The 12,933-nt window shown below is 39.4% G+C and carries 23 protein-coding genes; 2 read left to right on the top strand and 21 right to left on the bottom strand.

All coding sequences use genetic code 11. From position 1 onward, the window contains the following. Positions 1-43 precede the first annotated feature (43 nt). The 11 genes from C509_RS0104965 to C509_RS0104905 form a co-directional block, all read right to left on the bottom strand. A complete protein-coding gene (locus tag C509_RS0104965) occupies positions 44-268 on the bottom strand; it encodes a hypothetical protein (protein WP_018705811.1) in 225 nt (74 codons plus the stop codon). Between the two features lie 139 nt (positions 269-407). Then, positions 408-1,688 carry a site-specific DNA-methyltransferase gene (locus tag C509_RS0104960; protein ID WP_018705810.1) on the bottom strand — a complete coding sequence of 427 codons (1,281 nt, stop codon included), beginning with the start codon at positions 1,686-1,688 and terminating at the stop codon, positions 408-410. Positions 1,689-2,043: 355 nt separating this feature from the next. Then, positions 2,044-2,313, bottom strand: coding sequence for a hypothetical protein (locus tag C509_RS0104950; protein WP_018705808.1), 270 nt, complete (start codon positions 2,311-2,313; stop codon positions 2,044-2,046). Positions 2,314-2,468: 155 nt separating this feature from the next. After that, positions 2,469-2,771, bottom strand: coding sequence for a hypothetical protein (locus C509_RS0104945; RefSeq protein WP_018705807.1), 303 nt, complete (start codon positions 2,769-2,771; stop codon positions 2,469-2,471). A gap of 96 nt (positions 2,772-2,867) precedes the next feature. Beyond that, positions 2,868-3,572: a hypothetical protein gene (locus tag C509_RS0104940; protein WP_018705806.1), complete on the bottom strand. Its 705-nt coding sequence runs from the start codon at positions 3,570-3,572 to the stop codon at positions 2,868-2,870. A 154-nt stretch (positions 3,573-3,726) separates the two neighbouring features. After that, the gene (locus tag C509_RS0104935; RefSeq protein WP_018705805.1) at positions 3,727-4,218 is read right to left on the bottom strand and encodes a sigma factor-like helix-turn-helix DNA-binding protein; all 492 of its coding nucleotides are present in this window, start codon (positions 4,216-4,218) and stop codon (positions 3,727-3,729) included. Positions 4,219-4,515: 297 nt separating this feature from the next. Continuing rightward, positions 4,516-4,806, bottom strand: coding sequence for a hypothetical protein (locus C509_RS0104930; protein ID WP_018705804.1), 291 nt, complete (start codon positions 4,804-4,806; stop codon positions 4,516-4,518). Between the two features lie 571 nt (positions 4,807-5,377). Then, complete coding sequence (locus tag C509_RS0104920; RefSeq protein ID WP_018705802.1) at positions 5,378-5,761, bottom strand: hypothetical protein; 384 nt, start codon at positions 5,759-5,761, stop codon at positions 5,378-5,380. Next, positions 5,758-5,955, bottom strand: a complete 198-nt coding sequence (locus tag C509_RS0104915; RefSeq protein WP_018705801.1) for an XtrA/YqaO family protein — start codon at positions 5,953-5,955, stop codon at positions 5,758-5,760. Before C509_RS0104915 ends, C509_RS0104920 begins: the two co-directional genes overlap by 4 nt. Before the next feature lie 67 nt (positions 5,956-6,022). Continuing rightward, a complete protein-coding gene (locus C509_RS0104910; RefSeq protein WP_154654335.1) occupies positions 6,023-6,568 on the bottom strand; it encodes a hypothetical protein in 546 nt (181 codons plus the stop codon). After that, a complete protein-coding gene (locus C509_RS0104905; protein ID WP_018705799.1) occupies positions 6,565-6,744 on the bottom strand; it encodes a DUF6877 family protein in 180 nt (59 codons plus the stop codon). The genes C509_RS0104910 and C509_RS0104905 overlap by 4 nt, the downstream gene beginning before the upstream one ends. Positions 6,745-6,820: 76 nt before the next feature. Here C509_RS0104905 and C509_RS0104900 point away from each other — a divergent pair, with 76 nt between their 5' ends. Further along, complete coding sequence (locus C509_RS0104900; RefSeq protein ID WP_018705798.1) at positions 6,821-7,498, top strand: SOS response-associated peptidase; 678 nt, start codon at positions 6,821-6,823, stop codon at positions 7,496-7,498. 99 nt (positions 7,499-7,597) lie between these two features. After that, positions 7,598-7,744 (top strand): hypothetical protein, encoded by a 147-nt coding sequence (locus C509_RS26400; RefSeq protein WP_018705797.1) that lies wholly within the window; start codon positions 7,598-7,600, stop codon positions 7,742-7,744. 65 nt (positions 7,745-7,809) lie between these two features. Here the strand turns inward: C509_RS26400 and C509_RS23375 are convergent, their stop codons facing one another. The 10 genes from C509_RS23375 to C509_RS0104845 form a co-directional block, all read right to left on the bottom strand. Further along, the gene (locus C509_RS23375; RefSeq protein ID WP_018705796.1) at positions 7,810-8,220 is read right to left on the bottom strand and encodes a DUF1064 domain-containing protein; all 411 of its coding nucleotides are present in this window, start codon (positions 8,218-8,220) and stop codon (positions 7,810-7,812) included. 10 nt (positions 8,221-8,230) lie between these two features. After that, a complete protein-coding gene (locus C509_RS0104885) occupies positions 8,231-8,422 on the bottom strand; it encodes a hypothetical protein (protein WP_018705795.1) in 192 nt (63 codons plus the stop codon). Beyond that, positions 8,423-8,599 carry a hypothetical protein gene (locus C509_RS25985; RefSeq protein WP_018705794.1) on the bottom strand — a complete coding sequence of 59 codons (177 nt, stop codon included), beginning with the start codon at positions 8,597-8,599 and terminating at the stop codon, positions 8,423-8,425. It lies immediately after the preceding gene. Between the two features lie 3 nt (positions 8,600-8,602). Further along, positions 8,603-9,406: an ATP-binding protein gene (locus C509_RS0104875; RefSeq protein WP_033369741.1), complete on the bottom strand. Its 804-nt coding sequence runs from the start codon at positions 9,404-9,406 to the stop codon at positions 8,603-8,605. Continuing rightward, positions 9,303-10,181: a DeoR/GlpR family DNA-binding transcription regulator gene (locus C509_RS0104870; RefSeq protein WP_018705792.1), complete on the bottom strand. Its 879-nt coding sequence runs from the start codon at positions 10,179-10,181 to the stop codon at positions 9,303-9,305. Before C509_RS0104870 ends, C509_RS0104875 begins: the two co-directional genes overlap by 104 nt. Before the next feature lie 34 nt (positions 10,182-10,215). Further along, positions 10,216-11,025 carry a recombination protein RecT gene (gene recT, locus C509_RS0104865; protein ID WP_018705791.1) on the bottom strand — a complete coding sequence of 270 codons (810 nt, stop codon included), beginning with the start codon at positions 11,023-11,025 and terminating at the stop codon, positions 10,216-10,218. 11 nt (positions 11,026-11,036) lie between these two features. Beyond that, complete coding sequence (locus tag C509_RS0104860; protein ID WP_018705790.1) at positions 11,037-11,969, bottom strand: YqaJ viral recombinase family nuclease; 933 nt, start codon at positions 11,967-11,969, stop codon at positions 11,037-11,039. Positions 11,970-12,067: 98 nt separating this feature from the next. Continuing rightward, the gene (locus C509_RS23370) at positions 12,068-12,274 is read right to left on the bottom strand and encodes a YqaI family protein (protein WP_018705789.1); all 207 of its coding nucleotides are present in this window, start codon (positions 12,272-12,274) and stop codon (positions 12,068-12,070) included. A 95-nt stretch (positions 12,275-12,369) separates the two neighbouring features. Next, positions 12,370-12,642 carry a hypothetical protein gene (locus C509_RS0104850; RefSeq protein ID WP_018705788.1) on the bottom strand — a complete coding sequence of 91 codons (273 nt, stop codon included), beginning with the start codon at positions 12,640-12,642 and terminating at the stop codon, positions 12,370-12,372. Next, positions 12,633-12,905: a helix-turn-helix domain-containing protein gene (locus tag C509_RS0104845; RefSeq protein ID WP_026319684.1), complete on the bottom strand. Its 273-nt coding sequence runs from the start codon at positions 12,903-12,905 to the stop codon at positions 12,633-12,635. The genes C509_RS0104850 and C509_RS0104845 overlap by 10 nt, the downstream gene beginning before the upstream one ends. Between the last annotated feature and the right edge of the window lie 28 nt (positions 12,906-12,933).

Here is a 12,933-nt window from a genome sequence, read left to right as displayed (position 1 = left end):
ATCACCACCCACCTCCGACACTCTGTTATGTTTGAGTTCGTTTTTAAAAATCATCTTTCTGTAGTTCCAAATCTATTTCAATGAGTTTCTTCAAATCATCTACCGTTTTGATCTCAATGCGTCCGTCTTGAAAGTCCTTTATCCATCTGGATATACCCGCCTGTATGATCTTCCGGTACTTCTCTTTTGACTCAAGCAGGCCGCTCACCGTCTTAGCTTCATGCTCTAATAACAGATCATCAATCGAACACTCGTTTGTATTTTTCATTGCCTAGCACCGACCTCTCAACTATAATTGAGGTGAGATAGTGGCTATTGTCATCTGTGGCCACAGCGTTCCACTATCTCTGCCGGTGTTTCGGCACTCTAAGGGAGGGAGGTGTTCCAGCACCTTCCTCTTTTATTTTTTATGGATTTAACAAAACTGGCTCAATACCTGTAAACTCGTAGAACCGTTGCTTGATAACATCACAAAAGACAGGTTCCAATTCCATCGTTTTGCATTTCCTGTCAGTCTGTTCACAAGTCATTAGTGTGGATCCACTACCACCAAATAAATCCACAACAATATCATGTCTCTTGCTGCTATTTTTCAATGGAATGGCAATCAATTCTAACGGCTTTTGTGTAGGATGAACATATTTGGAAATATCCCCTCTACTTACTTCCCAAACAGTAGAAGGCTCCGGAACATCTTCAAGCAATCCAGTACGCCATACGGTTGATTGTTTCCGGTCACCATACCATTCTGGGGATTTCCCTTTTTTGAAAGCGTAGAATACTGGTTCATGCTGCCATCTGTATTGACTCCATCCAAAGGAAGGACAATTCTTCACCCATATACATTGAGAACGAACAATAATCCCATGTTTATTCATGGTGTTTTCAAATACACGTTGGTAGGATGAACCATGAAATACATATATGGCTGCTGAATCTTTCATAAGAGCTGCATACCCTTTGAATACATCACTTAAAAATTGATCAAATTCCTCTGCTGACATATCATCATTTAGAATGGAATCTCTCCCGGACTCACTTAATTCCTTTGATTCACTGGTGACGGCCACATTGTAAGGAGGATCCGTAATTACGAGATCTGCCTTGTCGTTTCCCATGAGCTTTGCAATGTCTTCTGACTTTGTTGCATCACCACAAACTAAAAGATGACGCCCAAGTTTCCAGACGTCACCATAATTTGTTTCAGGCTCTTTGATATTTTCAAGTGCAGCTTGAACATCGAATTCATCTTCTGTGACTGGATCATCTATTTCCGTATCTGAAGGTAAAATGGCAATGAGATCGTCCAGCTCCTCTTCCTCGAATCCGGTTAAATCTATTCCAATTGAACTTTGGGATAATTCATGCAGCAACTCCGCTAATTTTTCGTCATCCCATTCACCGCTTATTTTATTTAGAGCAATATTAAGCGCCTTTTCCTTTGTGAGGTCCATATCAATAACTGACACTTGAACCTCTGTCACACCCTCATCGATCAGCACCTTCAAACGCTGATGACCGCCAACCAGATTACCTGTCTGCTTATTCCAAACAAGTGGTTCAACATACCCGAATTCTTGAATTGATCGTTTCAATTTTTCGTATTCCGGATCACCTGGTTTTAAATCCACTCTCGGATTATAAGGTGCAGGATTTATCTCGTTGATTGAAATTTTGCTTATCAGCATTTTAACTGCCACCTCCGAATTTTAGGCATAAGAAAAGGCGCCTTATTAGGCACCTAGTTTGTTTTGCTTATTTCGATGCTATTTCATACCCATCTTCATCGACCTCAATAATACTACACGTAAGTACATTGGATAGGTTAGTTAAGTCGCCATAGACCCCAAACCAACCATCATTGCTGTTCATAACCTCATTAGCGACATGACCATAATCCTTTGCCTTATATTGTACATATAGCTTTTCTTCTCCGTTTATCAACTTAAATCGAACGTTAAAATAAGCCAACTTATATCTCACCTCTCTTTTGTCTACCTTAAGTTCTTCGACAAAAGGAGATATTTTCCTGCAACTATTTACCTAAATACCATACGCTTCTTTGTTTAGTTTTCTAACGGCAATACTTTTCGCCACTTCCAGGCTTTTCGATTTGCCTTTCACTAAAACATTCGGGATAGATGGATCTTCATAATCGAAGAGATTCAAATAAACCTCAAATCTCCCAGGATATTCTATAATCATGTAATCAACCACATCGTTTTGAGGATTTATCATCAGGCCTGTGTCACAACCGATTGAGCCGACAGCAAAGTTCGGATCATCAAATAATTTTTGCAATTTGTATCCCACTTACAACCCCTCCTTTTTGACTACTCACTTCTACACAGGAGGACTATTTACCTACTTTAATCAATCGACAATAATCACCAAAATTCTCTAATTTGCCATCCGCATCAACTCTAAAGTGTTTTAGTCATAAGGAAAAGCACCTCAATAGGTGCATTTTATTTATTGATTACCTGGTATTCTTTTTCTACGAAATCCACTATTTCTTGAAATTTCTCAGCTTTAAAGAACGTCTCCGGGCAAATACTAGCAGCGCTATAATTATCTGTCTTTTCTTTGACAGGAATAATTGTCATCTGCACTATATCCTTAACCTTAAAAGCCTCTTGTTTACTTTTATATTCATAGTTCTCAAAACGTCTCTTAACTTCTTCATATAATTTATACCCTTGTCCACTTTCCTTAAAATCCCAAGACTTGTGATCTTCTTGGTAGTTAATAGATAATAAAAAATATGCCAATACTTCCCCCCCCTCCCATCGAACCTATTCGACAAAAGGGACTATTCACCTACTGTAATCGTTCGACAATAAGTGACAAATTTATTAGATTACAATTCACTTTTCTTTCTTACTAGCGATTATAAAATCCTCATCATTATCAATTTCTATAGTTTCTAATTGATTAAAAATCCCTTCGATTGATTTATAAATATTCATCTCTTTTATTGAAGTGCTACTGAAAGCCCAAGCTAGAAACAATTGACTGATTATCAAAAGTATTGGTCTTGTGACTCTTTTCCAATTATTTAACTCCTCATCATTTATCTCTTTTTGTTCTAGCTCGTTATCAGTCGAGGATATAATAATATTTATTTTAAAAGCAATATTTAATAAAGCCGGGTGTTTTAAATTTATTTCATCTAATGCTGTCTCTATTCCATATTCGGTTTCGGTTTTAATCTCTTCCACATTTTCAATCTCTTCTTCTAAATTATCTATCAAACCATCATTGATGTTTTTTGATACAGAATTCAAAAATCCTGAATAGGTGAGTGATTGTGAAAAAAGCTTTGGATTTTTTCTTAAAGTTTTAAGAGCATCTATCTGCTGAAAATATTGTTTCATTGAAATATGTGGAAATTGAGTGCTCCACATTGAAAGGTTTTTTAAATTTAAAGCATCAATAAGTGATTCAGAATCATTGAGATCAAATTCTAATTTGAATGCTTCTTTAAGTTGAACGTTAGTTTTAAACATCTCCTGAAGGTTAATAATATTATCGAAACTTTCTTTAAGCTTTTTAAATATATCTAGATCCATATCCATTCCTCCTTATCTAAGTAATTCAACATAAGGAGGGATTTAACCTTCTTAAAAGGAATAGCGCCATCCTTTTCCGAGGACAGCGCCGACAGATACAAAAACACTTTTCACTTATACAGACTTCGTATGACAAGCGTATGACAAAAATAATTTAACCCACTCTTTTTTCCACTTTTTTTCTCGCTCTTGAGATGTACATTTGCACCGTTGCTTTGCTTAAACTGAGTTCATTCGCAATCCTCTGCATACTCAATCCATGTGCAGTATGCAAAATATAGCATTGCCTCTCTCGAAGTGAAAATGATGAAAGAATATCTGCCAAAATCACTTTTTCCTCTCTGGTCATCATTAATTTCTTTTCATTCACATCATCCAACTGCTCCGTAATATCCGGGATCAAGTCCATGCTTTCAAGAGAACGAATTTGATAAACCGATTTTTTATCAACGCCCCGATATGTGCCTGGCTGTCTTCCTGTTTCTAGCCATTTAATAACAAAATCCATATCCTCTGCCATGCTATTAATCATAGTCTTATACTCACTTTCGACAGGATTCTTTTTATCCAAATTTTTGCTGGCTTTTAATAATTGTCTTTTTCCATCTGAGTATTCTTGAATCAATTTGTCCGCCCAATTTGGCATAAAAATACCTCCTAACGCTGCCTAAATGAACCTCTGTGTCTCCTGTATGTCGGTCTGTTTACATCCATAAGGCTTTTGAGTTCGAATTCCGTTAATCGCTCTGTACGACGTTTCTGCGGCTTCCTGTGTTGCTTAACTTCTCGATGGTGCCATTTCCAATCCTTCAGTTGCTCTTTCAAGCTTCGATTCACAGTTTTACTCCTTTCAACAAATAAAAAAGGACACCAAACAACGCATATTGCGTCATTCAGTGTCCTCTGGTTGGCCAGGGGGACCATAAACTATGATAGGAAAAATCTAGTCCAAGACATCTAAGTCATCTATCTCAACAAAGCCGTTTCTGTTCGTATCTAGATATTTAACTTTTACTCTTTCCAGGTCTTTTTCGTTACGTTTATCAAATCCTAAGATTTGAACCCTCCGATCACGATTCTTCTTTTTTTGCTTATTGAGTGGCTTAATCACCAATTCACTTCCTATTTTAAAAGTAAATTCCGATATTTTTTCTTGATCAATGTACCTCTTTACTCTTGCTTTTTCTATTAGACTTTCGTCATTCAAATAAAACCTTACATCTACACCTCTCAAATGTCTTCTACCCCTTTCATTCAGTGTCCTCCAGTAGGCTAGCGGACTTATTTAAATAACCTTAACAAAAGTGACATCCTCCAAGTTAGATCATAGTATTCATAAACATGATGGAGTTGTGTTAATTTAACATTCAAAAAGTATCTATATTCGTTCTTACTAATTTCATTATTACAATAAGAGTCATACATCGCTTTAATGTCTGTAATATCCAAGAGATCTTGTGTATTAAAAAAGATGCTATCATCCTTCGTAAATTTTTCGTAAACCCGAGTTAAATATTCAAACGGTTCATCATGATCTATGCTTGAAATTCCATAATTTATCATGGTTATTTTTGATAACAATGCATCTTTTCTCGATGAATCATATAGTGACAGGAATGCGAAAACAATAATTTCGTATATAACCAGAATCACTGTAATTTTCTCGAACATCTCGATGTTCCTAATATTCTTAATCAAACTAAAGAAACTACCTTCGAAGAAATAGCTTCCCAAACAAACTATGATAAGCAATTCGAATAGAAATATTAATACTTGGGTTAAATATCTCCTAAAAATCAAAACTCCTACCTCCGCATTCGATTGTTGTTATTCAGTGTGCTCGAGATGCCGGTATTAGCCTTTTTAATTCCAACTCCAAAAATCTTTAGTACTTCTCTTAAACTAATTAATAGATCAAAAAATAATAACGGAACCAAAACAACTTGAATTAGAGTTATTTCTTGAGGTTTTTCCAAAGATAACGTTCCTGAATCAAAATCAAAATTGAAATAGACTATCAAATAGATAGCAATAGCTAAAAATACAACCTTTAGTAAATATTGGTAATTAGCAAATGCATCACTTTTAATAATAATAGAAGCTAAAAAATATAATAATGATGCGATAATAAAAGGTGTCCATATGTCCCATGCAACATCAAAAGGTATTTTTACGACTTCAGCACTCAAAACTCTTCCCCCTCTTCCTTCCGCATCCTCTTCACTTTCCCTTGATGAGTAACAATCTTGTACTCTCCGTGAGGAGGAAGCTCTCTCAACTTAGCTTTTCCATCACAGATGACGATTACACAGCTGGATGGAATATCCATTAAATCTAATTGTAGTCTATTTGAACTAGTCAGTTCAATATCTTGTAATCTCATAAAAAGATCCCTCCCAAATATGGTATAATCAACTTGCTGAATTGATTTAGCCGGGAGGGATCCTGGCTTATTTTTCTGTTTTTTGTGGGTCCCATGCCACTAATAACGGTTCTTTATTGTCTCGGTGCCTTATCAATTTTTCTCTTGCCTCTAACCAGGAACCGCCCTCTTGCTCATTCAGCGCATCCACGTAGTTTTTCCACCTTTTTTGCACAATCCGAAATTCTTTCGTCTTCACACCCTTGGTACATTCGAGTGGACTAATCACATCATGCGGAATAATGATTTCGATGCCTATCGGCGGTACGTTCTCGTGGTCCTCAGATAGAAAATCGAATATATCCATTTGTTCTAAGACGTTCACTTTAGCTGCAGAATCGTTACTATTTCCTTGATATTTGTTATTTTCAATGAGAGGTCCGTTACTTTTATCCAGTTTTTCGTTCATATAGTTCAGCTTGAACCTTGACCTTTGAAATGCTCCCATGTGTGACCTTACTGAGTTAAAATTTGAAACAAAGAAACTACTAGGGCCATTAGGAAAGACAAAATATTCTTTCCCCTCCTGCAATACAGTTATTAGATTAGCATCTATACATACGGCTTTCATCAATCGCACCTCTTGTCTTGATCAATAAAACGTCTTGCGAATCTCAGCTGCTGCTCGATGTATGGATCATTCTCTTTTCCCCCTGATGCCAACCAATCCCCTATTCGTTGATTTATATTCTTTAGGACTAATGCCGGTAATTTGTTTGATAATAAAATAATTTCTTGTAATGGACTCAACTGCATCCCTCCGATTTCCATTTATTTTGCAGCTTGAATTTGATACAATGAACCAAATCATTTTCGAGGTGATCATATGTGTGGCCGTTTTACCCTTACTGCTACATTCCCTGAAATTATTGACCGGTTCGAAATCCAAAATCTCTTTGACGAAGATTTGTACTCACCCAATTACAATGTCGCCCCATCTCAAAATGTCCTTGCTGTAATCAATGACGGTACATACAATCGACTTGGCTATCTGCGTTGGGGGTTAATACCTTACTGGGCCAATGATCCTAAAATTGGCTATAAGATGATTAACGCTCGAGCTGAAACTTTAGCTGAAAAGCCCAGCTACCGTAATGCATACAAGAAAAGACGCTGCTTAATCCTTGCTGACTCTTTTTATGAATGGAAACGCCATGAAGATAAATCCAAAACTCCCATGCGTATCAAACTTAAATCCGAGGACCTCTTTGCTATGGCCGGATTGTGGGAAACATGGAAATCCCCGGAAGGCGAATCAATTCATTCGTGTACGGTTATCACCACTAGGCCCAACGAGCTTGTAAAGGATATACATGATAGAATGCCGGTTATCCTCAAACCCGAGAACGAGTCTGTTTGGCTTGATAAGTCCATCACTAATACGGACCAGCTTAATGACCTATTGGCTCCATTGCCCGAAGACCTGATGGAAGCTTATAAGGTATCAAGCTTGGTCAATTCTCCCAAAAATAACAGCCCTAATTTAATACAGAAAATCTGTTAGGGGAGGTTGCTCCCCTTTCAAATGCATCATTTGTCGAACTGTTTTTTTCACCCCGTGAAAAATTCACTATTCCAGCCACAACGACTTTTGATATAATAAATGAACTTTAAGATTGCCACTGTAGCTCCAGAAGGGAAGAGCGCCGGAAAACAATTGTGCACCCGGGTCGCAAGGCAAGGGTTTCAGAAGCACCGAAAAGCAAAAACAGCTGAGGCAGGTGCAATTCCTGCCGGTGAAATTCCGTAGGGAAGCGTGTTCTCCCCTAGCCTATGCTTAGGAAACGAGTGCGGGTTCGAATCCCGTCAGTGGCATTAGTTCACTTCCTCAAATCTTCCCTTCTCGTATTTAACTATCGACAGCTTATGCGGATACCTTTTATGAAACATCTTCTCCTTAATCCGGAAAACGTCCGTCTTAACTCCCTTTACGTCCACCACTTCAATAGTTCCGTCCTTATGGTGTATTTCAAAGTCCGCAATGTAATCTATCTTTCTGTGAGTCTTTCCATCTTTCTCAAACGCTTCCTGCAAAAGATACCGAGGTTGGATCCGGAAGAAGAGAATCTGCTTGTTAGCCTCCAGCCACTTCAGCTGCTCATAATATTTGCTTTCAGCGACCGAATCGAACACGATTCCGTCAATTTCTCTTTTTCGGTTTTTATACTTGGATCGCGGTTTCCGTTTGATCTTCCGGTACTCCGCTACGGACATCCTCTGTCCCATGCTAACCCTCCTAAAAGAACTGATTTGCTTCACACTCCGTATCAATTTCCCTAAATGACATCAGTACCGCCTCTGCCCTGAGCTCCTCATATGGAAGGTCATGGACTGGTACACCATCCTTTGTATGAGTCCATCCCTTTTCAAGCAGCTGATCAATATAAAATTTGCGTTTAGCATTCTCTGAAACTTGAAATTTAGCCATTTATACCGCCTCCTTCTTAAACTTCGCCCTAGCCTCTTCCAATCGTCTTAATCGTTCCTTTCGATCTGCTTCCAGGACCTCCGCCGATTTTGGTCCGCATACCGGGCAGGTTACAAAAAAAGCCAATGGTCCGTTATCATCCTTCATCACGTGAGTTCCGTTACAAAAGTTACACATGCGTTAATCCTCCAATCGATGGTTTAATATTTTTCGATCTCCTTTAATAACTACAGTAAAGTCCTTGCACATTTGATAAATCCTAGTCCCGAGTGCTTCATCAACATTGCAAAGCTCGTCCACCGTCAGTTCTGATGACACCATGATTGGCATGTGATTTAAATACCGGTTGTTAACGACCGCGTACATTTGCTCTATCTGCCATTCGGTGGCTCTCGGTTTCCGTTCCCTACCGGTCGGCTTGAATAGGTCGTCAATGAACAGAACATCCACTTTTTTCATGCGTTCCACCTTTTCTTCCAGTTTGTCGAAGTCGTCTTTCAAATCGTTGAAGCCCTCAACATATGGGAAGTAGAGAACCGGTACATGTAATCTATTAATCAAGTTGTTTGCAACCGCAGTAAGTAAATGAGTCTTGCCGGCCCCAGGTTGTCCGAGTAAAGCAATACTGTTTTGCCGTTGGCACTTGATTGCATCAAACTCCTGGAAATATTCAAGGGCACAATCGTAGGCATCCTGTATCACTTGTGGTTTGCCCTTAGTGTTGAAGTTTTTGAATCCTAGTTTTTTAAATTCCTCCGTAATTTCACTCGATTTCATCAAGCGTTGCGCCCGGCGCCATTCGATGCAGCTGCACCTGATCCATACTTCATTGGGCCATTCACCCTGAATGTAACCAAGTTGGTCTTGACATTTTGGGCAGTCATACTGTTTTTCTTCTTCGGATTCGTCCAACTTGACCTCCTGTGATTGATTCGTCCTTAGGCGGAGTTTTTCCAGGACCTCGGCTATGTTCTGGCTTGCCATGCTCAGATATCCTCCTCTTTGCCAGCCGTCGGGCATCATCCCTGGCTTTTAATTTTTCGTAATGGTCGTCAATATATTTTTCGCAATAGCTGAATGCCTTTATGGATCCGTTCGGCTCACGTTCGGCATATTCGCTAAAACACTGCTCAAGCAATTTGATTGTTTGTGGCAACGGCATACCACGGGCGACAATCCGGGCGATTGCTTCATAGTCTTTTGCATTTGGATAAACCGGACGACCTTCTTGTATTGTTCGTAAGTCGATGAATTTTTCAGCAATGGCATCGACAGGGTCAATATCTTTATTAGTAGTAGTAATAGTAGTATTTATAATATCTTTATTAGATTGGACACTTTTGTCCGATCTGGAATGGACATTTTTGTCCACTCTCTCCGACTGATTGGACATTTTTGTCCGATCTCTATTTTCAGATTGGACATTATTGTCCAATCTCTTTAAATGTCCTCTTTTTGAATTTCTGACAGTTAAAACCAACCCATAAGGGGCCCGAGTGATACGTAAGTATCCATGCTGCTCTAGTACATCGAGCCACCTTCTGACGGTCTTCTCATTAACTCCGAATATCTCCGATAAATCCGAGAGTTTGTGGGGCTGGTTCCCTTTTACGATGCCCCACACAATGCCATCCTTCTCTTTTTCCGATGTCGTTGAACTGATACACCATAAAAACAACCAAATAGCATTTCCGATCTTTTTATAATGCTTTGGTGTAAGCAATCCTGAGTAAGTGTAAAATGGATAACTGTGAGGCACCGAATCACCTGCCTTTTAAAATGAGATGCCTTTTTCAATCAAACGGAGCTTCTACTTGTTCTGATTCTTCACTCTGACCTTCCTCAACCTCCGGCATATCTTCCATATCGATGAACTCCGGCTCCGAAGTAACATCTTTCCGTACAACTTCATCTTGTATAGCCTGTTGCTGGATCTCTACACTGATCGGCAAATACTTCCACATGTGCCGGATTACTGTTTTCTTAGCCATTTCCTCGTAATCTGTTGCCCAAGGACTATGTTTGGACCTTGCGGCAGCTGACCGACTTTTACGTTTTTCGATATCCTCTTTTGCCATGTATTCAAATTGGTAGCCACCATCTTTAAAGTGCGCCACCGCATATGCTCCGATGATTTCCCCTCTGTTTGATCCTGCTGGCTTATGTTCTAACTTGGGGTGCAACCCTAATGCATAATCGAATTCGTCATTTTCAAATACCGCATGAGCATAAATGTTTTGAATTTGTCCGGACCTACGGGCTAAATCAATCATGCCCTTGTAACCGATGATAAAAGTGGCTTCTTTTCCGTATGGGATGATGTAGCAATGACCGATTAATCCGGGCTCTAATCCTAATTGAGCCGACTGCATTACTGCTCCCATAAGAGATGAAATGTTGCACTCCAATAGCTTTGGTGTTGTTCGAATTGTTGTGAGGGCAATTCTTGCAAGCCTGTCAGCATCCATGTGTTTTGGAAGGGCCTTTTCAATTTCAGGCCCCATTTTCTTTAAGTAAGCAGCAATTGTATTAGCTGGTGATGCCGGTTTATTTCCGTTAGCCTTGTTTGCTAGTTGATTTTTAATGTCCTGGTTAGTTGCCATTCAATATCCTCCTATTTGACCGCAAATCTACGGTAGATTGATTGTTTAGTGAATTTGTTATAAAGCTCCGGATATTCTTTTGAAAAGCGTTTGCTATCAAATTTGTTTGATGTAATTGATTTCCATGTGACAATACGACCTCCAGCAACCGCCTTTTCGTTTTCTCCCATAAGGGCTTTGACCTTGTTCTCGTACTCTTTTTTCTGCATTTGCAGTTCTTTCAACTCGGTATTTACTTGATCTAGAGCATCAATAAGTTTCTCAGTATCAGGTGGCAATGTAATTTCTGATTCCGGGATAGCCTCTGGATATAAAGTTTTAAGTAATTCAGTCGAAGCATCCGAACCGTCAAAGGCTGGCGGGTTTTCTTTGAGAACATGTTCTTCCCAAAAATTCTTTTCAATATCGATAAGGTACTGGATCAATTCCTCGTCCCGATCCACCTTCTTATAGATAAATTTGTTACCACCAACCAATACCGCAATCCACCAAGCTTCATAACCTGTGACTGCCATATAGTGCTGACATTGAATCAAGTAAGCTGCAGGGACTTCATCATCCATCCAACTGTCTTTCAAGTATTCGGATGCTGTCTTACATTCCAGCCCTTCTCTTTCCCCCACAATCAACCTGTCAACGTTGGCAAGCATAAAGGAATGCTCCGAGTGTTTTAGTATGGCGTTCCTTTTTCGGACCTTCATACCGGTTCTTTTCGCAAATTCTTGGGCTACAATATCCTCCATGACGTTTCCCCAATAGGCTGCCTCCCCTGCTTCGTCCTCCGGGGCCTGTCCCACTTTTTCAAGATAAACAGCTACAGGTGACTTCCATTTATTCAAACCAACTATGGCAGCTGCATCTGAACCGCCAACGCCTTTCTTTCTCGCTTTAAGCCATTCCTTACGAGACATATCATTTGTCATCATCAGAATTTCCGCTTGCATTTTTATCCTCCTTTACCGCCATTACACCTGTGTGATATAATGCCAGTGTCAACAATGTTATAAAGATTGCTTGGGACCTCTGCTGCAACAGGGGTCTTTTATTTTGCCAAAGTGAACCTTGCTCCAAGATGTTCAATGAGAAAGTCCTCCAGGTTTTCTTCCAATATCACATCATCATCAATTTCAATAATTGAGTCCCCTTCAAGAATTTCATCACCCATGGCATCTGTGCCCCAATGCTTTTCATGATCATTCCAATGACTATCAACCACCATCGAATTTTCAATTTCTTGTCTTAGTTCCACTTTCTGATCTCCTTTCGTTGATGATGAAAGTTGTAATACAGTAGAGTGATAGAATGATGAACGGTATCCCCCACATTATTAAGGCTGTCCACCAGTTATCCATTGAGTAACCCCTGTATGACGACAATCCCCATTCCTGACTTCTCTGCTTCTTGCAATATCAATTGCAATTCATTGATTTTTTCCTTTTCCAACTGCATTTTTCTTAATTCTTTGAAGGACCTCAGAGCGTTCTCTGTAGCGATGATAGCTCTCTCAAAATCTCCCTCAACCAGTTCGTTCCGCATAACATAAATACAATCCATAATGCAGGTTGTTTCTTTAAATGCAGCGTGGTAATCCTCAGTCAAAAAACTTTTTACATCCATAAAATGAACCCTCCTATTAGTGTTGATACTCTTGTTAGGATTTCAGTGAGCGCCGTTAGGTCTGCTCCACATAACATGGCCGCCGCAATTTCCGGTGCATTAGTAGCTTGAAACCATCCGATTAAGTCGGCGGCCTTTAACTCAATTTGATCTCTTTCGAGTTTCGATATGTTTGGACGCGATATTTTAAGTTTAATTGCCATATCTTCTTGCGTAAGACCTGCCCCTTTCCTCCAACTCCTTAATAGAGGACCGAATTTCATCTCCTTCAATTTTTCACCTCCTTCGAAT

It is taken from the genome of Siminovitchia fordii DSM 16014 = CIP 108821, from assembly GCF_000374565.1.
In the GTDB taxonomy this organism is placed as follows: domain Bacteria; phylum Bacillota; class Bacilli; order Bacillales; family Bacillaceae_C; genus Siminovitchia; species Siminovitchia fordii.
The sequence above is the reverse complement of the archived record's forward strand: the minus strand, read 5'-3'. Positions and strand labels throughout refer to the sequence as shown.

Coding starts and splice junctions, on each gene's coding strand:
- C509_RS0104935 (WP_018705805.1), bottom strand. CDS start 4,218: ATGCCAAATTGGGCGGACAAATTGATTCAAGAATACTCAGATGGAAAA.
- C509_RS0104940 (WP_018705806.1), bottom strand. CDS start 3,572: ATGGATCTAGATATATTTAAAAAGCTTAAAGAAAGTTTCGATAATATT.
- C509_RS0104875 (WP_033369741.1), bottom strand. CDS start 9,406: ATGGCAAGCCAGAACATAGCCGAGGTCCTGGAAAAACTCCGCCTAAGG.
- recT (WP_018705791.1), bottom strand. CDS start 11,025: ATGGCAACTAACCAGGACATTAAAAATCAACTAGCAAACAAGGCTAAC.
- C509_RS26400 (WP_018705797.1), top strand. CDS start 7,598: ATGAACTTTAAGATTGCCACTGTAGCTCCAGAAGGGAAGAGCGCCGGA.
- C509_RS25985 (WP_018705794.1), bottom strand. CDS start 8,599: ATGTGTAACTTTTGTAACGGAACTCACGTGATGAAGGATGATAACGGA.
- C509_RS0104860 (WP_018705790.1), bottom strand. CDS start 11,969: ATGCAAGCGGAAATTCTGATGATGACAAATGATATGTCTCGTAAGGAA.
- C509_RS0104850 (WP_018705788.1), bottom strand. CDS start 12,642: ATGGATGTAAAAAGTTTTTTGACTGAGGATTACCACGCTGCATTTAAA.
- C509_RS0104900 (WP_018705798.1), top strand. CDS start 6,821: ATGTGTGGCCGTTTTACCCTTACTGCTACATTCCCTGAAATTATTGAC.
- C509_RS0104885 (WP_018705795.1), bottom strand. CDS start 8,422: ATGGCTAAATTTCAAGTTTCAGAGAATGCTAAACGCAAATTTTATATT.
- C509_RS0104965 (WP_018705811.1), bottom strand. CDS start 268: ATGAAAAATACAAACGAGTGTTCGATTGATGATCTGTTATTAGAGCAT.
- C509_RS0104960 (WP_018705810.1), bottom strand. CDS start 1,688: ATGCTGATAAGCAAAATTTCAATCAACGAGATAAATCCTGCACCTTAT.
- C509_RS0104845 (WP_026319684.1), bottom strand. CDS start 12,905: ATGAAATTCGGTCCTCTATTAAGGAGTTGGAGGAAAGGGGCAGGTCTT.
- C509_RS23375 (WP_018705796.1), bottom strand. CDS start 8,220: ATGGGACAGAGGATGTCCGTAGCGGAGTACCGGAAGATCAAACGGAAA.
- C509_RS0104915 (WP_018705801.1), bottom strand. CDS start 5,955: ATGAGATTACAAGATATTGAACTGACTAGTTCAAATAGACTACAATTA.